Below are 21,099 nucleotides of genomic sequence, written 5' to 3'. Positions count from 1 at the left end.
TTTCCGCACCCCTTGGGACGAGAAGTGGCGACACCACAACTCCATACAGGCTCGACCAGCACCGCTTTCGCACCACCTCCCTGACACCCACGTCCCTGCCGACGTGTTTAACCGACCGGAGGAAGCCGTGGCCGCAACGCCCAGGTTTCGCAAAGATGCAGTCGCAGTACCGGAGGAGAAGCACCCGGTCGACGAGACCTTGCCTCCGCTGAAGATGTTCACGAGCGGCCTCCAGCACGTCGCCGCCATGTACGCGGGTGTCGTGGCCCCGCCCATGATCGTCGGGCCGGCGATCGGCCTCTCCGCCACCGAGACCGCCTTCCTGATGGGTGCCTCGCTCTTCACCGCGGGGCTCGCCACCCTCCTCCAGACGCTCGGGTTCTGGAAGATCGGCGCCAAGCTCCCCTTCGTCAACGGCGTTTCCTTCGCCGGTGTGACACCGATGATCGCCATCGGCAAGGGCGAGGGGGACGACGCCATCCCGATCATCTTCGGCGCGATCATCGTCGCCGGCCTGGTCGGCTTCCTCGCAGCCCCCTACTTCGGCAAGCTCGTCCGCTTCTTCCCGCCCGTCGTCACGGGCACCGTCATCACCCTGATCGGCGTGTCACTGCTCCCGGTGGCCTTCAACTGGTCGCAGGGCGGGAACCGCGCCGCCGCCGACTACGGTTCGATGCGGAACATCGGCATGGCCGCCCTCACCCTGGCGATCGTCCTGGTGATGCGGAAGTTCCTGCGCGGATTCCTCCAGCAGATTTCCATCCTGCTCGGCCTGGTCGCGGGCACGCTGATCGCCCTCCCCCTGGGCATGACCAGCTTCGACGCCGTCAGGAACGCCTCCGCCATCGGCTTCCCGACCCCCTTCCACTTCGGCGCCCCGCAGTTCCAGGTCGCCGCCATCGTCTCGATGTGCATCGTGATGCTGGTCTGCATGACCGAGTCCACCGCCGACATCCTGGCCCTCGGCAAGATCGTCGGCCGGCCGGCGGACGCACGGACCATCGAGGGCGGCCTGCGCGCCGACACCCTCGGCAGCGCGCTCAGCCCGCTGTTCAACGGCTTCATGTGCAGCGCCTTCGCCCAGAACATCGGTCTCGTCGCGATGACCAAGGTGCGCAGCCGCTTCGTGGTCGCCGCGGGCGGCGGCATCCTGATCCTGCTCGGCCTGTGTCCGATGGCCGCCTCCGTGATCGGCGTCGTCCCGCTGCCCGTCCTCGGCGGCGCCGGCGTGGTCCTCTTCGGCTCGGTCGCGGCCAGCGGCATCCAGACCCTGGCGGGCGCGGCCATGGAGAAGGGCGAGAACGCCCTCATCGTCGCCGCCTCGGTGGGCATCGGCCTGATCCCGATCGCCGCGCCGGGCTTCTACCACGCCTTCCCGGAGGACCTGCTGGTCGTCCTCGACTCGGGCATCAGCACCGGGTGCGTGGTGGCGATCCTGCTCAACCTCGCCTTCAACCACCTCGGCGCGAAGCGGAACGCGGCGGCGGAGAGCACCGCGGAACCGGCCTACGTCCACTGAGCCGGGCGGCCCCGGCCGCCGGCCGCGTCGCGCGCGGCGGCGCGTACGTCACCCACTGCGGGTGTGGCGTACGCGCCGCCGCGCGCCTACGCCGCCCCGTGCGGCCGGTCCGCCCCGTGCGGCAGGGCCTCGTCCTCGGTCCCCGGCGCCGTGGCCGTCCAGATGTCCGGCGGCACCGTCCGCACCCGCCGGCCCGTCCGGTCCAGCTCCTGCGCCTCCGACTTGCGCACGTGCAGGGCCACCACCGTGTCGGTGACGCGCAGCGCCGGCACCCTGCGCGTCAGGTCGGCGGTGTACCGGGACAGTTCCTCGATGGTGCGCAGCCGGGCGCCGATCATGAAGTTCCAGGGACCGCTGACGGACATGCAGGTCCGGGTCTCGCGCAGCCCCGCGGCCACCGCCGCGCAGTCGGCCACCTCGTGCTCGGGCACCTCCCCCCACACCGTCGCGGACACCGGCCAGCCCGTCAGCCCCGAAGCCAGCGCGCAGCTGTAGCGCAGGCTCTGCCCCGCCTCCAGCCGGCTCAGGCGCCGCCGTACGGTCGACTCGCTCATCCCCGACTCCCTGGCCAGCGAGGCCACGCTGCGCCGCGCGTCCGCGGCCAGCGCCAGCACCAGCGGACGGTCCTCCTCGGGCATCGAGGCGACCGGCGCGGGGGAGACGGCGGCCCCCTTGCGGCGTCCCCGCCCGGTCAGCAGGTCGGCCTGGGCGGGCGTCAGCTGGTCCAGGCGCCAGCGGTCGGGGGAGCAGTGCACCGCCGTGACCATCGAGGAGCGGGTACCGGTCACCCCGGGGATCCGCTGCACCCGGAAGGACAGGTACTGGTACAGCATGTGCAGGTTCGGTACGGCGACGAAGGCCAGCAGGTCACGGCCGCCCGAGGTGTGCTCCACGCCCATGGTGTGGGGATCGCCGGTCAGGGCCGCCCCCACCGCCGGAGAGGCGCCCGCCGCGCAGGTCACCTCGACCCACGCCATACAGGGCGCCTTCGTTCCGGTACGTAGCCCGATGCCCGAGATCCAGGCCTCGCCGGCGGCGGTCAGCCGCTCCCAGCGGCGGGCGAGCGTCTCGGGGCGCGCCCCGAGCACCTGCGCCAGGCGCTCCCAGCTGGCGCGCGGGGCGAGCTGGAGTGCGTGGACGAGCGCCCGGTCGGTGTCGTCGATGGCGGAAATGGCCGAGTTCATACCTTCCCCTGGTGGTTCTCCTGGCCATCGGCCGGTCAACCCTACTTTCGCCTGATCATCTCTCCTCGTAGGCCCGACCGCGGCACCGGGCGGTCGGGCGTGCCTGGAGGAGAGCGGGAGGAGGACCCGTGGGGGACCCCGGCTCGAGCCTGCGCCACGCGGTGCCGGCCGAACTGTCGAGCTTCGTGGGACGGGAGCGCGAGCTCGCCCGCACCACTGCCCTGCTCGGCACGGAACGCCTGGTCAGCCTCGTCGGACCAGCGGGAATCGGCAAGACGCGGCTGGCCGTGCGGACCGCGCGGGCCCTGGGCCGCACCCACGGCGCCGACGTGCTGTGGGCCGATCTCGCGAGCCTGCCCGACCCCCTCGGGGACGGCCTGGCACGGGAGTTGGGGCGCCGGCTCGACGGCTGCGGGGCACTGCTGGTCCTCGACGGCTGCGAGCAGCTCGGCGAGCGCGCGGGGGAGCTGGCGGGTCACCTGCTGGCGCGATCCCCCGGGGTGCGAATTCTGGCCACTTCGCAGCGGACCCTCGGGCTCCACGAGGGGGCGGAGCTCGCCGTGGGTCCGCTTCCCCTGCCACCGGAACCGCGGGATCCCGCCCGTGGGCATTCCGCCGCCGAGGCCGGGGAGGTCGCCCGGTACGCCTCCGTACGCCTCTACGCGGAGCGGGCGCGCGGTGCCGACCCCCTCTTCGAGCTCACCGACCGCAACGCCGGGGCCGTCGCCGCCCTGTGCCGCGCCCTCGACGGGATCCCCGGCGCGCTGGAACTGGCCGCCGGCCGCGCCGGCCGGTACCCCCCGGCCGAGGCGCTGCGCCGGCTGAGGTCCGACCCGCTCGGCTTCTTCGCGGAGGGCGCGGGCCGGGCCGGCGGGGCCGACGCGCTGCGCGCACACCAGCTGGCCTCGCCCGATGAGCGGCTGCTGTGGACCCGGCTGTCCGTCTTCGGGGGCTCCTTCGACGAGGCCGCCGTCGCGCAGGTGTGCGGCTTCGGCGAACTCGGCCCCGAGGAGGCCGCCGAAACCCTGCGCCGGCTCGCCCCCGCCCTGCTCGCGGAGCCGGGGGAGCCGGGCCGCTACCGGCTGCCCCTGTCCGTACGGGCCCACGAGGCCCGGCGGCTCGCGCACGAGCCCGGCGGCGCGGCGGCGCTGGCCGCCCGGCGCCACCACGAGCGGTGCCGGGTCATCGCCGAACGGGCCGCCTGGCTCTGGCGGTCGGGGGCGCAGCCGCAGGCCCGCGCCCTGGCCCTGCGGGAGCTGCCCGACCTGCGCCTCGCGATGGACCCGCTGTCCGGGACCGGCCCGGCGGGCGCCCTGGAGGTCGCCGTGTCGCTGTGGTTCCTCTGGGCGGCCTGCGGGCTGGGCACGGAGGGACGCCGGCACCTCGAGCGCGCCCTCACCCTGCACCCGGCGCCCCGGCCGGCCCGCGCCCTGTGGCTGGCGGCCTGGCTGGCGGCCGCCTCGGGCCGGCCCGAGGCGGCCGATCCGCTGCTGGCGGAGGCCTGGAGCGCGGCCGTACTGGAGGGGGAGGACGCCGTCCTGGCCTACCTCGCGCACGCCCGGGGCACCGTGGCGCTGTGGAAGGACCGGCCCGGGGAGGCCGCCGACGAGTACCGGGACGCCCTCGAACAGCTTCCGCCGGAGCCGGAGTTCGGGCCGGGCCGGGAGGTGCTGCGGGCCGCCCTGACGATGGCGCTCGCGCACACCGACCCGGCGTCCGTGCCCGTGGAGGAGGGCGTTCCGGGCGGCCCCGCCGATCTGTGGGCCCGGTCCTGGTCCGACTACGGCCACGCGGTCGTGCAGCGCCGTCAGGGCCGTCCCGCGCTGGCCCGGACCCGGCTGGTGGCCGCCCTGGAGGTCCAGCTGGCCCTCGGGGACCGGCTGGGGCAGGCCTTCTCGGCGGAGCTGCTGGCCGAACTGGAGGCCGGTCTCGGCCGCCACGAGGAGTCCGCGAAGCTGCTCGGCGCGGTCCACGCCCACCGCCCGGCCGCCGCCTCCGCCCCGCGCGCCGAGCGGATCCTGCGCCTCCGGATGACCCCGGAGGCCTTCCGCGCGGCGCACGCGGAGGGTTCCCGGGGCACGCTGAGGGAGCTGCTGCCGGAACTCTGAGCCGCGGGTCACCGGTTGGGGCGCGAGGTGCCCCGGGGCCGGGAGTTCCGGCGCCGATCCGGCGTACCGCGTCAAGGACGCGGAAAGACATCGCATAGCGCCGGGCCGGCTCCCGCGGGCCCGCCCCGAATCCCGCCGGCCCGAATCCCGCCCGAACCGCGCCAGCCCCGAACCACGCCGCCCCGAACCACGCCGCCCCGCCCCGACCCGAACCGTGCCGCCCGGTACCGCACCGCGCCGCGCGGTCGAGCACCCGGGTACGTCCGGTACCCGGGAGCCCCTCCGCCTCGCCGCGCCGGCACCGGACCGCGCGGGTCCGGCCGGCCGGACGGGGAGGGACGGCCTGCCCCCCACCCCTCTGACCGGACAGGTGGTACAGCGATGGCCGAAACCCCGCAGCTGTGGATGCGCAGCGAGACCCGCCCCACCGAACGGCGCGCCCCCCTGACCCCCGAGGACGCCGAGCGGCTCGTCCGGCAGGGCGTACGGATCACCGTGGAGGAGTCCGGCCACCGGGTCTTCCCGCTCGACGCGTACGAGGCGGCCGGCTGCCGCACCGCTCCGGCCGGCTCCTGGTCAGGGGCCGCGCCCGGATCCACGTACGTCCTCGGCCTGAAGGAACTCCCGCCGACGCCCGACCGTTTGCACCACCGGCACGTCTACTTCGGGCATGCCTACAAGGGCCAGGCGCAGGCTCCCGAGCTGCTGCGCCGGTTCGCCGCGGGCGGCGGGACCCTGCTCGACCTGGAGTACCTCGCCGACGCGCGGGGCCGCAGGCTGGCCGCCTTCGGCTACTGGGCCGGGTACGCGGGCGCCGCCCTCGCCGCGCTGCACGCCCGCGGCGCGCTCACCGCCCCGCTGGTCCCGCTGCCCCGGCCGGAGCTGGACGCCCGCCTGCGCACGGCGGCCCCCGACGGGTTGCGCGCGCTGGTCATCGGCGCGGGCGGCCGCAGCGGCCGCGGCGCCTGCGACGCCCTCGCCACCGCCGGGATCCCGGTCACCCGCTGGGACCGCACCGCGACCCGCCGCCTGGACCGCGCCGCGCTCCTCGGCCACGACATCCTGGTCAACGCGGTGCTCACCACCCGGCCCGTACCGCCCTTCCTGACCCCGGCCGATCTGGAGGGCGTCCCACGGCGGCTCTCGGTGATCGCCGACATCACCTGTGACACCGGATCAGAGCTGCACCTGCTCCCCGTGTACGACCGGCTGACCGACTGGACGGTCCCGGCGCGGCGCCTGCCGGTGGGCGGCCCGCCGCTGGACGTGATCGCCATCGACAACCTGCCGTCCCTCCTCCCGGCCGAGGCGGCCCGCGCCTTCTCGGCGGACCTGCTCCCCAAGCTCCTCGCCCTGCACGCGCCGTCCCCGGACCCGGACTGGCTCCGCTGCCGGGCGGCCTTCACCACCGCGCTGGCGGCGCTGGCGGGCCCGGAGCGGGCGGCGTAGGAGGGACTACGGGAACTCCGCGCCCGGCTGCCAGAGCATCAGGTTGCTCATCAGCTCCGCCTGCTCGATCGCGTCGTCCAGCGCGTGATGGGTGTGACGGCGCCGGGAGTGGAGTTCACGGGGCATGCGGCCCTTCACGGCGGCGCGCAGCGGGACGCGGGCCTTCGTCGCGTACAGGGTCTTCATGTCCAGGCAGCCGGAGTGGCCGAAGGGGCTGTCGTCGCCGAACTCGATCAGGTACCAGTACAGGAAGGTCCAGTCGAAGGGGGCCGGGTAGCCGCACATCACCGGCTGGGCGCCGGCGGAGACCTCCCGCACCCAGGCCCGGAAGTCCGCCATCGCCGCGGCCGGTTCGACGCCCTCGCGCAGCAGGCGTTCGCGGTCCAGGCCGCTGACGGCGAGGGCGGCGTCCACGTACCGGTCGCTGATGGGGCGCAGCTCGCGGTAGAAGGTCTGCCGCTCCGGGTCGGCGGCCGTGTACACGGCCCCGTCCTGGCGGCCGGCGACGGCCGCGCCGAAGCTGATCATCGAGTAGGGGCCGGGGATCGGGCCGTCGGCCTCGATGTCGACGGAGATGTAGAGAGAGGGACGCGCGGGACGGGCTGCCATGGCCTGATCATGACAGCCGGTCCCGCGGTCCTGCCGCGATTTACGGAGCGGCCGCCAGGAACATGCCGGTGTGGTCGCCCCCGGCGGTGTTCTTGCAGCTCTGGGCCGAGTCCGCGGGCTGGGCCACGGCCAGGGCCAGGCAGCGGCCGACGGCCAGCTGTCCGAAGTAGTTCGGGTGCATGGACTCCTGGACCAGGCCCTGCGACTCGTTGTTGTCGATCCAGCGCGCCCACTCGCTCGTCTTCGCCGAGGCGGGGACGGCGGAGCTGACCTGCTTGCTGGCCTTCGCGCAGACCTCACGCCCCTGGAGCATGTCCCGCAGGTCCAGGAACTGCACGCCCTTGGCCGCCGCGACCCCCTTGATGCGGTTCGCGATCTGCGGCACGAGCGAGTCCCGGGCCCAGTCGGAGTCCCGGTTCCAGAACGGGCATCCGCCGGTGTTGAGCCGGCTCCAGTCGCTCTGGGTGTACCGGTTCTCGGCGCCCCGGGGGATGGGGGAGGGGTAGGACTGGAGCACGATGCGGTACGAGGAGTCCGCGTACCCGGCCTGGCGCATCACGGCCCGGATCTCGTCGACCGACTTGCCGACGTCGGCCATGACGGCGTCGATCTTCCGGTCGACCCCGGCCTGCTGGTCGTCGTAGCAGTACGAGCCCCACAGGACGAAGTCGTACGCGCAGTCCTTGATGATGTCGGCGAAGCCGAGGTCGTTGCCGCCGATGGACAGCGCGATCACCTTGACGTTGCTGCTGGCGGCCACCGCCGCCAGCTGGTCGGCCTGCGGCGCCTCGCCCTTGTAGGCCACGCCGCCGTTGACGGCGCGGAAGACGTTCTGCGAGGTCGCCCCGGAACAGGCCAGGTTGACCGCCGTCTCGGCGATGGCGCCCGCGCTCAGCACCTCGGCCGAATCGGAGCGGTGGCACCCGCCCGCGGTGGTGCCGTAGACCTTGGCGGGATCGTAGGAACTGCCACTGACCCACGCCCGGTCGGTGCCGTTCCTGCTCCCGCTGTTGGTCAGGCTGTTGCCCTTCCAGCGTCCGGCCTCACCGGAGATGTAGCTGTCGCCCATGGACACCACGGCGGTGGGTCCCGTACCGGGCCCGGCCACAGCCGTCCCGGCCCCGCCGGCGAGCAGCGCGGCGGCGAGCGGCAGCACCATCCCGGCCCCGGCCAGTCGTCGCACACGACGCGGGGCGGCCCGGCCCTCGCCGGCCTTGCGGAATCCGATCACTGCGGAACTCCTGCGGTCGGCCACGCCGAAGTCGCCAACAACTTCGGTGCGTGGCTTGGAAAGTGGGGGTACCGCCGGCGCCGGTGGCATCGGAAAGGTGACACGGGCCCACTTGTTACCGCTAGGTACAGTCAGGTTACGATGCAGTAACGTCCGACCGGTCGGTCGGGCACCGCAGGGCACGCCGGCGGACCGGGGAGGGCTGACGCGGGGCTCGCCGGGGAACGCCGGTGTCCGGGGGTGCCGCTCCGCCGTCGGGCTTCGAGCCGGCCTCGGCCGGCTGTCGAACCGGCCCTGAGCGGCCGTCCGCGGACGCGACGGATCCGGGCGCGTCGGAACGGGCCCGGATCCGGTGTGCTGCGGAAGGTCAGACGAGAGAGGGTTCCGGCCGCGGCTCCGGCGCCCGGCCGGGAGCGGTGCGGGCCGGGGCCGGCCCGGCCGGGCGGCGGCCGACGGCCCGCGAGGCGAGGGCGGCGGACGAGAGCAGGTTGGTGAACAGGACCCGGTAGTTGAAGGTGTTCCCGGCGGAGACGAGCGGCAGCATCAGCCCGTTCACCATCGGGACGTAGCCGATCCAGAACCAGGGGGAGCGTGCGGCCGCACCGTGCACCACCACGGTCGCGGCCATCGGAACCAGGACGATCAGGGTGTAGTGGTCGAAGGACGGCTTGGTGCCGAGGAAGGCGGCCAGCATCAGCATGGTGCTGGTCTCGACCAGCCGCAGCCCCTCGTGGCCGCCCTTGCGCCAGCGGAGCCAGGCCAGCAGGACCATGACGGCCGCCGCGGCCGCGCCCACCGCCCCGGCCGCCCCCTCGGCGAGGCCCAGCCGGGTCAGCACGTTGGGGACCGACGCGTCGAACGGCGCGGCGAAGCCGCCCTGGCCGCCGAGCAGGTAGGGCAGCGTCTTGGTGAGGAACAGCATCGGCCGGGGCATCATCGCGCCGGCCGCCACCGCGATCACCGCCGGCACCACGATCGCGACGGCGAGGGCCTTGAACTGGCGGGCCATCAGGAAGAGCAGCGCGACGGGAGCGAGGATCGGCTTGATGCTGATGGCCACGCCGAACACCACGGCGGCCGCCACCCAGCGGCGGCCGGCGGCCAGCAGCAGGACCGCCGGGAGGGCCATCACGTAGCCGGAGGTCCAGTTGCCGATCTGTACGACGTTGGTGAACGGCACCAGGAAGCAGAGCGCGATCACGCCCAGCACGGACAGCCGGCTCAGCGCCGGGACCCGGAAGACGCGCAGCGAGAGGAACCAGCCGATGAGTATGAAGCCGATGCCGACCAGGGGCAGCAGGTGCAGCCGGGTCTCCAGGGGGAACCAGAGCCACGGCACGCCGGCCAGCACGCCCGGCGGCAGATAGAGGAAACGTTCCTCCTCGTAGGGGGGCTTGCCCTGGCTGAAGACCTCCGCGGCCTTGATGACCCACTCGTTGTCGAGGCCGACGTTGCCCGCGGTCCGGGCCTGGTAGTAGACGTTGGCCAGCAGTGCGACCGCCGCCACCATCAGGGCCATCGGCGCCCGTCCCCGGAGCCAGTCCACGAGTCGCGGGTCGGTGTCGGAAGCGCTGCCGGCGGCTCCCGCCACACGCCGTCTTCTTCCGGGCGCGCTACGCATGGGACGAGTCCATTCGGTGTCGATGTCGGCCGGTTGCCACTCGGCTGCCACCGGCGCCGTGACCAGTCGGGGCCGGCTGGAAGGGCCACCGCGGGCCACCTTACCTCCTGGCCCCGGCGCCCCGGCGAGGTGAGGCGCCGTCAGGGGCTGGGGCCCCGAGCCTTCCTCCCGCGTAGGGGTGTGGGCCGTTTGGTCATGGTTTGCCCATGGTATGCTGATCGGGTTTGTTTGATTCGTACTGAGGGGGGATCCCCCACACCGGCCCCCGAAAGCGTTGTCGATGGTCTCCCCCGTCAGTTCCCCGCCGGTCTCCGTGCCGCCGCCTTCGGCGGCCCAGCCGGGGGAGGTGCCGGGCACCGGAACAGCCGTCGCCAAGCGGCCCCGCCTCTACGTGCTGGACGGCCTCCGGCTGATCGCCGCGATGGGGGTCGTGCTCTGGCACTGGCTCGGAGTCGAGCGCTTCCCGCAGGTCTGGCACGGCAAGCCCAGCGAGCTGATGCCGACCGGTCACCTGGTCGGCGCGTACAGCTGGACCGGCGTGGAGCTGTTCTTCCTGATCAGCGGCTTCGTCATCTGCATGTCCTGCTGGGGCCGTTCGGTCGGCGATTTCGTCACCTCACGGGTGGTCCGGCTCTTCCCCGCCTACTGGGTGGCGGTACTGCTCACGGCCGGCTGCCTGCTGATCGTGCCGACCATCTGGGGCGACAACACCCAGCGGCCGACCCTCTCACGGGTCCTCACCAACCTGAGCATGGCCAACATGCCGGTCGGGGTGGACAACCTGGACCCGGTCTACTGGACCCTCTGGGCCGAGCTCCGGTTCTACCTGCTCTTCGGCGTGCTCGTCGCGATCGGCCTGACCTACCGCCGGGTGCTGGCGTTCTGCGGGATCTGGGGTGCCGCGGCGCTGGTGGCGACCGCGGCGGACTCCCCGCTGCTCACGGTGATCGCCCAGCCCACCTACGCCTGGTACTTCATCGGGGGCATCGCGATCTTCCTGATGTACCGGTTCGGCGCCAACCTGCTGCTCTGGGGCATCGTCGGATTCTGCTGGCTGATGTCGCAGGACTCCCTGCGCGGTGTGGTCGACGGCTATGAGTTCGGCGCCGAGCACCGGCTCTCCTGGACCCTCACCCTGTTCTGCACCACCGTCGCCTACGGTGTCGTCATCGCCTCCGCGCTGGGTGCGTTCAACTGGATCCGGTGGAAGTGGCTGACCGTCGCCGGGGCGCTCACCTACCCGCTCTACCTGCTGCACCAGATGATCGGCTGGCAGGTGATCACCCGTCTGCGCACGTACCTGGACCCGTATCCGACGCTGATCGCGGTGACCCTCATCATGATGGTCACGGCCTATCTGGTGCACCGGCTGGTGGAGCGCCCGCTCGCCCCCTGGATGAAGCGGAAGCTGGACGCCTCCTTCGCCCAGGTGCGCATGGACGTGCGGGCCGGAGGCCGGACGGGCCCGAAGGGCTGACCGGCCGGCCCTCGCCGACCGGTGGGGCGTCCCTCGCCCCCGAGGCCCCCTCGCCCCCGCGGCCGCTCCGGAGCGTCCTGCGGTCCGCACGACACACACCACACCACCGGCATTCCGGTCACGGAACACGGCCTGCCCGCACCTGCGCGAACAGCTCCGCCCCCGGCGCCTCGAGGGCGACGGGGGCGGAGCCGGGCTCGGCTGCTGTGCGATTCAGCCGAAGGGGGTGGCGCGGGCCGTGCGGGAGGTCAGCCGACCAGCTGGTCGTACGCGGGGAGGGTGAGGAAGTCCGCGTAGTCGGCGTCCAGGGAGACCTGGAGCAGGAGGTCGTGGGCCTGCTGCCACTTCCCGGCCGCGAAGGCCTCCTCGCCGACCTCGGCACGGATCGCGTCGAGCTCCTCGGCGGCGATCGCGCGGGTCAGTTCCGCGGTGGCGCGCACGGGTTCGCCGTCGTGCTCGAAGACGACTCCGGCGTTGATCCACTGCCAGATCTGGGAGCGCGAGATTTCCGCCGTGGCGGCGTCCTCCATGAGGCCGAAGATGCCGACGGCGCCCAGGCCGCGCAGCCAGGCCTCGATGTAGCGGATGCCGACCTGGACCGCGTTGCGCAGGCCCTCGTAGGTGGGCTTGGCGTCCAGCGAGTCGATCGCGATCAGGTCGCCGGGGGCCACGGAGACGTCCTCGCGGAGGCGGTCCTTCTGGTTGGGCTTGTCGCCCAGGACGGCGTCGAAGGAGGCCATGGCGATCGGGACCAGGTCGGGGTGGGCGACCCAGGAGCCGTCGAAGCCGTCGTTCGCCTCGCGGTCCTTGTCGGCCTTGACCTTCTCGAAGGCGACCCGGTTGGCCTCGGCGTCCTTGCGGGACGGGATGAAGGCCGCCATGCCGCCGATCGCGTGCGCGCCGCGCTTGTGGCAGGTGCGGACGAGCAGCTCGGTGTAGGCGCGCATGAAGGGGGCGGTCATCGTCACCGCGTTGCGGTCCGGCAGGACGAACTTCTCGCCGCCGTCCCGGAAGTTCTTGACGATGGAGAACAGGTAGTCCCAGCGGCCCGCGTTCAGGCCCGCCGCGTGGTCCTTGAGCTCGAAGAGGATCTCTTCCATCTCGTAGGCCGCGGTGATGGTCTCGATGAGGACGGTCGCGCGGACGGTGCCCTGCGGGATGCCGACGTAGTCCTGGGCGAAGACGAAGATGTCGTTCCAGAGGCGGGCCTCCAGGTGCGACTCGGTCTTCGGGAGGTAGAAGTACGGGCCCTTGCCGAGGTCGATGAGACGCTGGGCGTTGTGGAAGAAGTAGAGGCCGAAGTCCACGAGGGAGCCGGAGGCCGGGCCGCCCTCGAAGCGCAGGTGGCGCTCCTGGAGGTGCCAGCCGCGCGGGCGCATGACGACGGTCGCGAGCTGGTCGGCGGGCTTGAGGGCGTAGGCCTTGCCGGTGCGCGGGTCGGTGAAGTCGATGCGGCGCTCGTAGGCGTCGATGAGGTTGAGCTGGCCGAGGACGACGTTCTCCCAGGTGGGAGCCGAGGCGTCCTCGAAGTCGGCGAGCCAGACCTTGGCGCCCGAGTTGAGGGCGTTGATGGTCATCTTGCGGTCGGTCGGACCGGTGATCTCCACGCGGCGGTCGTTCAGGGCGGCCGGGGCGGGCGCGACCTTCCAGTCGCCCTCGCGGACCTGTGCGGTGTCCGGGAGGAAGTCGAGCGTGGAAGTGCGGGCGATCTCGGCGCGCCGCTCGCCGCGGCGGGCGAGGAGCTCGGCGCGGCGGGGTGCGAACCGCCGGTGGAGCTCGGCCACGAACGCGAGGGCCGCATCGGTGAGGACTTCGTCCTGCCGGGGCAGGGGCTCGGCGTCGACGATGGCCAGCGGGGACGGCGCTGGTGCGGACATATCTGTCACTCCTTCAGCGGCGGTGCCTTGCGGCCGCGGGGAATGCTCGCGCGGGACGGCACGCGGTGCCGCCGGGTGTGGAGAGTTCCTGGTAACGGTCGCGGGCGCCGTCTGGGGGTTCAGGGCGCTTCTGACCAGTGGATAGTAATTTCCTCATGGTGGAAGTTCAATGGTTTGTTGATGTCGAGATTCTCTGAGTCGACAGATTCCGCTCCCCGGTGGCCCTCAGTGCCACCGCGGTCACGCCCCGCTCAGACGAGGCGTGCCAGATCCGGCGGGGTGTCGATGTCGAAGGCGGCCGCGACGTCCCCGCACTCCACCAGCATGACCTCGGCGGCGTGTTTCCTCAGGTGGACGCGCGCGCCCCGGTCCCCGGTCGCGGTTGCCGCCACGTCCGCCCAGCGGTCCGCCCCGAACAGCACCGGATGCCCCCGCTCCCCGTCGTACGCCGCCGCCACCAGGCTCGACGGAGACCGGTACGCCTCCCGCACCCGCGCCACGGCCGCCGGCCCGATGCCCGGCTGGTCCACCAGGGACACGAGGGCCGCGCGGGCCCCCGTACCGGCCAGGGAGGCGAGGCCGGCCCGCAGCGAGGAGCCCATGCCCTCGGCCCAGTCCGGGTTGTCCACGACCACGCACCCCGCCAGGTCGGCGCGCTCGCGCACCTCGGCGGCCGAGGCGCCGAGCACCACGTGCACCGGGTCGCAGCCGGCCTCCCGCAGGACGCGCACGGCGTTCTCCACGAGCGGGCGTCCGCGGTAGGGGAGCAGGGCCTTGGGGCGGCCGCCCAGCCGGCGCCCCCCGCCGGCGGCCAGGAGCAGGCCGGCGACGAGCGGCGGGCCCTGCCCGGCCGGCCCGCCGGGAGCCTCGCCGGGGGCCGGGGCGGCGGCGGGGGTCACAGCGGCAGCGGGGCGGCCGGAGCCGGCTTCGCGGAAGTGTTCGACTGCTGACATGTCAGTGATTCTCGCCGCCCCTTCCCCCGAACGGGTGGGAATCCCGCCAGCAGCAGGCGTACGGAGGCCAGCGCGGCCCCGATCCGCAGCGGCTCGGAGATCCGGTTCTCGGCGGCGGCCGCCAGGGCCCGTTCGTCACGGTCGGTGAACACGTCATACGGCATCGGGGAGCGCTCCTTGCCAATCGGGGGCCAATACCGCGAGTCTGGACCCCGATTGGCCTGGCTGGCAGAGCCAATCGGGGGAGGTTGGCATGGCGAACGGACGAGTGGTCCACACGGCGGACAGGACGATGGGGAGCCGGCAGCTCGCGGCCCTGCTCCCGCCCGAGGTGCTGGCCCGCCCCGGCTACCGCGCCCTCGCCGACGCCGTCCGCACCCTGATCCTCGACGGCCGGATCGCCCTGCACGTCCGGCTGCCCGCCGAGCGCGAGCTCGCCGAGGCCGTCGGCGCCAGCCGCGCCACCGTCACCGGCGCGTACGACCTGCTCCGGGAGGCCGGCTACGTCCGCAGCCGGCGCGGCTCCGGCACCTGGACCGAGCTCCCCGACGGGCACGGGCCGGTCGGCGCCCACGCCCTCCTCGGGACGGGCGGCCACAGCGCCGACGGCGACCCCGGCATCGACCTCGCCATCGCCGCGATGGGAGCCCCGGACGGCAGCCTCGCCGAGGCCCTGGCCCGGGCCGCCCCGCGCCTGCCCGCCCTCACCCGCACCCCCGGCTACCACCCCTTCGGGCTGCCCGACCTGCGCGCCGCCGTCGCGGACCGCTTCACCCGTCGCGGGCTGCCCACCCGCTCCGAGCAGATCCTCGTCACCGCCGGGGCCCAGCAGGCCTTCGCCCTGGTGGTCGGCCTGCTCTGCCGGCCCGGGGACCGGGTCGTCACCGAGAGCCCCACCTACGCCAACGCCCTCGACGCCCTGCGCCACGCCCGCCTGCGCACCCGGTCCATCGCCGTCTCCGACACCGGCTGGGACATGGAGATCGCCGAGTCCACGCTGCGCCAGACCGTGCCCAGGCTCGCGTACGCGATCCCGGACTTCCAGAACCCGACGGGCGCCCTGATGCCGGAGGAACAGCGGCTGCGGCTGCTCGCGGTGACCCGGGCCACCGGCACCTGGCTGGTGGTCGACGAGACCATCGCGGACATCGCGCTGGACGTCCCCGCCCCCGCGCCCCTCGCCTCCCTCGCCCCGCGGTCGGGCGCCGACCACGTGATCACCATCGGCTCGCTCAGCAAGACGCACTGGGGCGGGCTCCGGGTGGGCTGGATCCGGGCCACCGCGAAGCTCATAGCCGAGCTGACCGCCGTAAGGGTCTCGGCGGACATGACCGGCTCCGTGCTCGACCAGCTGGTGGCGCTCCCGCTGCTGGAGGGCCTCGACCGCTCCCTGCCCGAGCGGCTCGCGCAGCTGCGCACCCAGCGGGCGGCCCTGGTGTCGGCGCTCCAGCGGCACACCCCCGAGTGGTCCTGGCAGCTGCCGCCCGGCGGCCTCTCGCTCTGGGTGGACCTCGGCGAGCCGGTCAGCTCCGCCCTCGCCGAGCGGGCGGCCGCGGCCGGGGTGCACATCGGCCGCGGGGCCCGCTTCGGCGTGGACCCGGGCACCTTCGAACACCGCCTGCGCATCCCGTACACCCTGCCGCCCGACCGCCTGGAGGAGGGCGTGCGCCGCCTCGCCGCGGCCTTCCACGACGGCGTCCCGCTGGCACCGGCGGTCGAGCGGCCGTACTGGGTGGCGTAGGCCGTCTCCTCCAGCCGCACGCGGTGAGGGGGCCCCTCACCGCGTGCGGATCAGCCGGCGGGTTGCGGCCGCCGCGACGGCGGAGGTGCGCGAGTCGACGCCGAGCTTGGCGTAGACGTGCACCAGATGGGACTTGACCGTGGCCTGGCTGAGGAAGAGCCGCTTGGAGATCTGCTGGTTGGACAGCCCGTCCGCGACCAGCTGGAGCACCTCCAGCTCACGCTTGGTCAGCGCCTCCGCCGGGGTGCGCATCCGGTCCATCAGCCGCAGCGCCACCGCCGGGGCCAGCGCCGACTGGCCGGCCGCCGCCGTACGGACCGCAGCCGCCAGCTCCTCCGGCGGGGCGTCCTTCAGCAGGTAGCCGGAAGCGCCCGCCTCCACCGCCGCCAGGATGTCGGCGTCAGTGTCGTACGTGGTCAGGACCAGCACCCGGGGCGCGCCCGGACGGGCGGTGATCGCCGCCGTGGCCGCCGAACCGTGCATCCCGGCCCCGAACTGGAGGTCCATCAGCACGACGTCCACCGGCTCGGAAGCCGCCAGCTCCACCGCCCGCTCCGCCGTGGCCGCCTCCGCGACCACCGCGAAGTCCGGCTCGGTGTCCAGCACCGCGCGCAGCCCGGCGCGCACCACGGGGTGGTCGTCGGCGAGCAGGAGCCGGATGGTCATGTCAGGCCTCCACGGGCAGCGGCAGGGTGACGGCCACGGCGGTGCCCTGGCCCGGATCCGACTCCACGGTGAACAGCCCGCCCAGCGATTCGGCCCGCGCGCGCATCGCGGGCAGGCCGAAACCGCCTCCGCCCGAGGCGGCGCCGGCGGGGTCGAAGCCCCGGCCGTCGTCGACCACGTCCAGGGTGACCGAGCCGTCCATGAAGGTCAGGGTGATCTCCGCCCGCCCCGCCGCCGCGTGCCGCACCACGTTGGCCAGCGCCGACTGCGCGATCCGCAGCAGGGCCACCTCGTACGGGGTGGGCAGCGCCCTGGGGGTGCCGCTGACCGAGAACCGCACCCGCGGGCCCGGGGCTCCCGAGCACAGCCGCTCCAGCGCTCCGGCCAGCGAGCCGTGCTCCAGGTCCGGGGGAGTGAGGGCCCGTACGAAACGGCGTGCCTCGGCGAGGTTCTCCTGTGCGGCCCCGCGGGCCCGGGCGATGTGTCCGGAGGCCGGCGCGTCCTCGGGCAGCGTCCGCTCGGCGGCCCGCAGCAGCAGCTGGATGGAGGACAGGCCTTGGGCCAGGGTGTCGTGGATCTCCCGTGCGAGCCGCTCCCGCTCCGCGAGGACCCCCGCGTTCCGCTCGGCCGCCGCGAGCTCTGCCCGGGTGGTGATGAGCTCCTCGATCAGCCGGCGGCGGCGTTCGCTCTCGCGGTACAGCGCCTGGTAGCCGAGCACCGTGGCGACGGCCACCGCCCCGCCCAGCAGCGGTCCGAGGAAGGCCCCGGGGCTGACGGAGCCGCCGCTGTGCCCGACGAAGGCGCCGATGGCGGCGCAGGCGGTCACCGCGACGGCCACCAGGCCCCAGCGCAGCCGCAGCAGGTGCAGCTCCAGGAAGTACAGCGGGAAGGCGATCCACAGCCCGTCGGGGGAGGCGGCCAGCAGCGCGGCCCACACCGCGCCCACCCCGGCCAGCCACAGCGCGGCGGCCCGGGCCGAGCGCCGCACCGCGGGGGCCCGTACGCCCGCCGCGTACACGGCGGCCAGCAGGACGCAGAGCCCGGTCACCCACCCGGCGTGCGGCGCGGAGCCGGCGAGGGCGCGGGCGGAGGCCAGCGCGAGCAGCCCGAGGAGCAGGGCGTGCAGGCACAGCCGCAGTACGCGGGAGACGGGGAGCAGGGGGCGGGAGGGCGGGGCGGCAGACATCGTCCGACCAGCGTAAGCGGGCGGTCCGGGGCCCCGGTCAACCGAAAGTTTGATGTCCGGATGCCACCTTCGATAGCAGGATGCCTCCCGTGGCGCGATGCCCCGGGCCCGCGTGCGCGACCAAGGTGGGGGACATGTTCGTCGCATGGAGAGATCTACGGTTCGCCAAGGGCCGCTTCGCCCTCATGGGCTCGGTCGTACTGCTGATCACGCTGCTGGTCGGTCTGCTGTCGGGGCTGACCGCCGGACTGGCCCGGGAGAACATCTCGGCCGTCACCGGGCTGCCCGCCTCGCGGCTGGCCTTCGCGGCGCCACCCGGGGACCAGAAGGTCTCCTTCACCCAGTCCCAGCTGCCCGAGGACGCCTGGAAGGCCTGGCGGGAGCGGGCCGGGGTGACGGCGGCGCATCCGCTCGGCATCCGCACCACCAACGCCGTCTCCGGCGGGCGCACCGCCGCGGTCTCCGTCTTCGGCGTCGAGCCGGCCGGCCCGCTCGCGCCGGCCGGGGCGGGGCTCGGCCGGGGCCGGGCGGTCCTCACCGAGAAGGCGGCGAAGGAGCTGGGCGGCCTCACCGCCGGTGCCCGCGTCACGGTCGGTCCGCTGGAGCTGACCGTGGCCGCCGTCTCGGGCACGGCCGCCTACAGCCACACCCCGGTCGTCTGGACGGACCTGGACGACTGGCAGCGCGTCGGCAACCCGGGCACCTCCCCGGACACCGTCGCCACCGTCATCGCCCTCGACGGCTCCGGGGGCGTGGACTGGGCCGCCGGTGACCGGGCGGCGGGTACGAGGGCCCTGACGGTCGACGAGGCCCTGGGCGCCATGGGGTCGTACCAGGCGGAGAACGGTTCGCTCCAGCTGATGCGCGGCTTCCTCTTCGCCATCTCGGCCCTGGTCATAGGGGCTTTCTTCACCGTCTGGACGATCCAGCGCAGCGGTGACATCGCGGTGCTGAAGGCCCTCGGCGCCTCCACCCCCTACCTGCTCAGGGACGCCCTCGGCCAGGCCGTGGTGATGCTGGGGATCGGCACCGGTGCCGGTACGGGGCTCGCGGCCGGCGCCGGAGTCCTGATCAGCGGCGGCGAGGTGCCCTTCGTCCTCGACGCGGCCACCGTGCTGGTTCCCGCCGGAATCATGATCGTGCTCGGCGCGCTCGGCGCGGCCCTGTCCATCCGGCGGATCACCGCCGTCGACCCGCTGACCGCCCTGGGGAGCGCCCGATGACCCTGCTCGTCGACGACGTCACGCTGACCTACCCCGACGGCGACGGCCGTCTCACCGCGCTCGACGCGGTGTCCCTGGAGGTGCCCGCCGGCTCCCTCACCGCGATCGTGGGGCCCTCGGGCTCCGGGAAGTCCAGCCTGCTGGCCGTGGCGGCCACCCTGGTCACCCCGGACTCGGGCCGGGTCGTGGTCGCGGGCCGGGACACCACCCGGCTCGGCCCCGCCGAGAAGTCGGCGCTGCGCCGGGACCGGATCGGCATCGTCTTCCAGCAGCCCAACCTGCTGGCCTCGCTGACCGCCGCCGAGCAGCTCCAGGTGATGGCCCACCTCTCGGGCCGCCCCTCGCGGCAGCTACGCCGCCGTGCCCTGGAGCTGCTGGAGGCGGTGGGCCTGGCCGACAAGGCCGACAAGCGCCCGCACCAGCTGTCCGGCGGCCAGCGCCAGCGCGTGAACATCGCCCGGGCCCTGATGAACGAACCGGCCGTCCTGCTGGTGGACGAGCCGACCAGCGCCCTCGACCACGAGCGCGGCGCGGCGGTCCTCGACCTGCTGGTCGCCCTCACGCGCGAGCGTTCGACCGCCACGGTGCTGGTCACGCACGACCGGGCCCACCTGGACCGGACGGACCGTACGGCGGTCATGGCCGACGGCCGCCTCACCGCGTCGGTTCCCGCGTAGCTCCCCCGGGCCCGTCGGGCCGCGCCGCGGGGGACAGGTAGGCCAGGTGGCCGCGCCGGCCCGGGAAGCCGGGCAGGGGCAGCGGCCGCCAGCCCCGCGCCCACGCGGGCGGTGGCGACCCGCCCGCCACCAGCACCGCGGCGGGCCGGGTCCGGGCCAGGGCGGCGAGCCCGTCCGCGGAGATGCTGCCGTCGTGGCCCCCGTAGACCTGGCGCGAGGCGCACCGGGCGAGGAACGCGACCCGGACCGCCTCCTCGCCGCTGACCAGGCAGGGCGGCCGTACCCCCTCGCGGCGCAGTTCGGCGGCGACGGCGGTGAAAGCCGTCCGGTTGGCCCTGCCGCGCGCTCCCAGCGTGGCGGTGAGGGCGAGGTGGAGCGCGAGGTGCGCGGCCAGCGCCAGGCAGAGCGCCCCCAGGGCGAACGGGCGGGCGCGGGCCAGGCCGAACAGCCGGGCCAGACACAGGGCGACGGGCAGGGAGAGCAGGGCGTACGCGGGCAGCAGGAAGCGGGGCGCGGCGTATCCGATCATCAGCAGGTACGGCGCCGCGAGCGACAGCGCGGCCGCCGTGGGGACGAGGACCCGGCGCAGCCGCCCGGCCCGGTACGCGGCGACCAGCCCGCCCGCGGCCGCCGGCGGCAGGACGAACCACCACAGGGCGGTGAGGGGGTGGGACCCGGGCACGTCGCACGGGCGGCAGAGCGTACGCCCGCCCAGGGCGCGCAGGTGGTCGCCGAACGCGGGGTGCCAGCCGACGCCGCCCTGGATCTCGCCGGCGCGGTGCAGCCGGGTGACGAGGCCGCCGTAGCGGAGCTCGGCTTCGACGATCCACTCGGCGGCTCCGAGCAACGCCCCCACGGCGAGCGCCGCGACCAGCGCGAACCGCCTCCCGGTGCGGACGGCGCACGCGGCGCACGCCAGGGGCAGGACGAGCCACACCGCGTCGGAAGGGCGCATGAGCGCGGCGAGGGCGGTCCCGGCGGCGGTCCCGGCGAGGGCGAGGCGGTCGCCGGGATCGCGGGCGGCCCGCAGGAAGCAGCCCACGGTGAGGAGGGCGGCGAAGGCCACCCAGAGATTCGGCATGGCCTGCGGGCCGTAGAACAGGGTGGGCCACAGGCCGGTGAAGAGCACCCCTGCCAGGGCGAGGACGGGCGCGGGGAGCAGCCGCCGCCACACCCAGAGGCAGAGCAGGAGCGTCCCCGCCGACAGCAGCACCAGATAGATGCGCAGGGCCGTGACGGAGGGGGTGAGGGCGGCGACGGGGGCGACGAGGTAGGTGATCCCGCGGGCGCGGGGGGCGCTGAAGAACGCGGCGGGGGCATCGCGCGAGACCTGGCTGACGTACACGGTCTCGTCCCAGCCGAGTCCGGTGCCCGGCACGGCCAGGAGCAGCTGGGCGAGGGCGTACGCGGCGGCGACGGGCGCCAGGAAGGCGAGATCGCGCCGCCCCGGGCGGGGGCCGGACCTCGGCGTGGCATCGGGCGGGCTCGGTGCCGTGACGGGGTTCGTGGTCATGGGCGGACCTCGGGGCGGGGAGGCGGGCAGTTGCCTCCCCACGCTGCCCCGCCGGGCCGCACCCT

The 21,099-nt window shown here is 74.3% G+C and carries 17 protein-coding genes; 7 read left to right on the top strand and 10 right to left on the bottom strand.

Features of this window, described 5'->3' with window-relative positions:
- Positions 1 to 127: 127 nt before the first annotated feature.
- A complete protein-coding gene (locus ACZ4WZ_RS09310) occupies positions 128 to 1,519 on the top strand; it encodes a nucleobase:cation symporter-2 family protein (RefSeq protein WP_467887231.1) in 1,392 nt (463 codons plus the stop codon).
- Positions 1,520 to 1,605: 86 nt separating this feature from the next.
- On the opposite strand, the gene ACZ4WZ_RS09305 is transcribed toward ACZ4WZ_RS09310, so the two are convergent.
- On the bottom strand, positions 1,606 to 2,703 hold the full coding sequence (locus ACZ4WZ_RS09305) for an Lrp/AsnC family transcriptional regulator (protein WP_467887228.1): 1,098 nt from the start codon (positions 2,701 to 2,703) through the stop codon (positions 1,606 to 1,608).
- 128 nt (positions 2,704 to 2,831) lie between these two features.
- Here ACZ4WZ_RS09305 and ACZ4WZ_RS09300 point away from each other — a divergent pair, with 128 nt between their 5' ends.
- Together ACZ4WZ_RS09300 and ACZ4WZ_RS09295 are read left to right on the top strand one after the other, a co-directional pair.
- Entirely contained in the window at positions 2,832 to 4,811 is a 1,980-nt protein-coding gene (locus ACZ4WZ_RS09300; protein WP_467887227.1) for an ATP-binding protein, read from the top strand.
- Between the two features lie 381 nt (positions 4,812 to 5,192).
- The gene (locus ACZ4WZ_RS09295) at positions 5,193 to 6,260 is read left to right on the top strand and encodes a saccharopine dehydrogenase (protein ID WP_467887224.1); all 1,068 of its coding nucleotides are present in this window, start codon (positions 5,193 to 5,195) and stop codon (positions 6,258 to 6,260) included.
- A gap of 6 nt (positions 6,261 to 6,266) precedes the next feature.
- Here the strand turns inward: ACZ4WZ_RS09295 and ACZ4WZ_RS09290 are convergent, their stop codons facing one another.
- The 3 genes from ACZ4WZ_RS09290 to ACZ4WZ_RS09280 all read right to left on the bottom strand — a co-directional run bounded on the left by ACZ4WZ_RS09290 (position 6,267) and on the right by ACZ4WZ_RS09280 (position 9,691).
- Positions 6,267 to 6,869 carry a 3'-5' exonuclease gene (locus ACZ4WZ_RS09290; RefSeq protein WP_467887222.1) on the bottom strand — a complete coding sequence of 201 codons (603 nt, stop codon included), beginning with the start codon at positions 6,867 to 6,869 and terminating at the stop codon, positions 6,267 to 6,269.
- A gap of 40 nt (positions 6,870 to 6,909) precedes the next feature.
- Positions 6,910 to 8,190: a GDSL-type esterase/lipase family protein gene (locus ACZ4WZ_RS09285; protein WP_467887219.1), complete on the bottom strand. Its 1,281-nt coding sequence runs from the start codon at positions 8,188 to 8,190 to the stop codon at positions 6,910 to 6,912.
- A 277-nt stretch (positions 8,191 to 8,467) separates the two neighbouring features.
- Entirely contained in the window at positions 8,468 to 9,691 is a 1,224-nt protein-coding gene (locus tag ACZ4WZ_RS09280; protein ID WP_467887216.1) for a glycosyltransferase 87 family protein, read from the bottom strand.
- A 310-nt stretch (positions 9,692 to 10,001) separates the two neighbouring features.
- On the opposite strand from ACZ4WZ_RS09280, the gene ACZ4WZ_RS09275 reads away from it, so the two are divergent.
- Positions 10,002 to 11,198: an acyltransferase family protein gene (locus ACZ4WZ_RS09275; protein ID WP_467887213.1), complete on the top strand. Its 1,197-nt coding sequence runs from the start codon at positions 10,002 to 10,004 to the stop codon at positions 11,196 to 11,198.
- A gap of 248 nt (positions 11,199 to 11,446) precedes the next feature.
- On the opposite strand, the gene aceB is transcribed toward ACZ4WZ_RS09275, so the two are convergent.
- From aceB to ACZ4WZ_RS09260, 3 genes are all read right to left on the bottom strand, one after another.
- Positions 11,447 to 13,075: a malate synthase A gene (aceB, locus tag ACZ4WZ_RS09270; RefSeq protein ID WP_388942873.1), complete on the bottom strand. Its 1,629-nt coding sequence runs from the start codon at positions 13,073 to 13,075 to the stop codon at positions 11,447 to 11,449.
- 251 nt (positions 13,076 to 13,326) lie between these two features.
- Complete coding sequence (locus tag ACZ4WZ_RS09265) at positions 13,327 to 14,028, bottom strand: nucleotidyltransferase family protein (protein WP_467887210.1); 702 nt, start codon at positions 14,026 to 14,028, stop codon at positions 13,327 to 13,329.
- Positions 13,971 to 14,192, bottom strand: coding sequence for a hypothetical protein (locus tag ACZ4WZ_RS09260; protein WP_467887208.1), 222 nt, complete (start codon positions 14,190 to 14,192; stop codon positions 13,971 to 13,973). Before ACZ4WZ_RS09260 ends, ACZ4WZ_RS09265 begins: the two co-directional genes overlap by 58 nt.
- Before the next feature lie 89 nt (positions 14,193 to 14,281).
- On the opposite strand from ACZ4WZ_RS09260, the gene yczR reads away from it, so the two are divergent.
- Positions 14,282 to 15,769, top strand: coding sequence for a MocR-like transcription factor YczR (gene yczR / locus ACZ4WZ_RS09255; protein ID WP_467887205.1), 1,488 nt, complete (start codon positions 14,282 to 14,284; stop codon positions 15,767 to 15,769).
- A 36-nt stretch (positions 15,770 to 15,805) separates the two neighbouring features.
- On the opposite strand, the gene ACZ4WZ_RS09250 is transcribed toward yczR, so the two are convergent.
- Together ACZ4WZ_RS09250 and ACZ4WZ_RS09245 are read right to left on the bottom strand one after the other, a co-directional pair.
- The gene (locus tag ACZ4WZ_RS09250; protein ID WP_388942860.1) at positions 15,806 to 16,435 is read right to left on the bottom strand and encodes a response regulator; all 630 of its coding nucleotides are present in this window, start codon (positions 16,433 to 16,435) and stop codon (positions 15,806 to 15,808) included.
- A gap of 1 nt (position 16,436) precedes the next feature.
- Positions 16,437 to 17,621 (bottom strand): sensor histidine kinase, encoded by a 1,185-nt coding sequence (locus ACZ4WZ_RS09245; RefSeq protein WP_467887202.1) that lies wholly within the window; start codon positions 17,619 to 17,621, stop codon positions 16,437 to 16,439.
- Positions 17,622 to 17,755: 134 nt separating this feature from the next.
- On the opposite strand from ACZ4WZ_RS09245, the gene ACZ4WZ_RS09240 reads away from it, so the two are divergent.
- Entirely contained in the window at positions 17,756 to 18,844 is a 1,089-nt protein-coding gene (locus ACZ4WZ_RS09240; protein WP_467887199.1) for an ABC transporter permease, read from the top strand.
- On the top strand, positions 18,841 to 19,521 hold the full coding sequence (locus tag ACZ4WZ_RS09235) for an ABC transporter ATP-binding protein (protein ID WP_467887196.1): 681 nt from the start codon (positions 18,841 to 18,843) through the stop codon (positions 19,519 to 19,521). Before ACZ4WZ_RS09240 ends, ACZ4WZ_RS09235 begins: the two co-directional genes overlap by 4 nt.
- On the opposite strand, the gene ACZ4WZ_RS09230 is transcribed toward ACZ4WZ_RS09235, so the two are convergent.
- Positions 19,499 to 21,034, bottom strand: a complete 1,536-nt coding sequence (locus ACZ4WZ_RS09230) for a hypothetical protein (protein WP_467887194.1) — start codon at positions 21,032 to 21,034, stop codon at positions 19,499 to 19,501. The two genes, ACZ4WZ_RS09235 and ACZ4WZ_RS09230, sit on opposite strands and share 23 nt — an antisense overlap.
- Positions 21,035 to 21,099: the final 65 nt, after the last annotated feature.

Source organism: Streptomyces sp. NPDC029122 (assembly GCF_055569445.1).
This window is presented reverse-complemented; position numbering and strand designations above follow the sequence as displayed.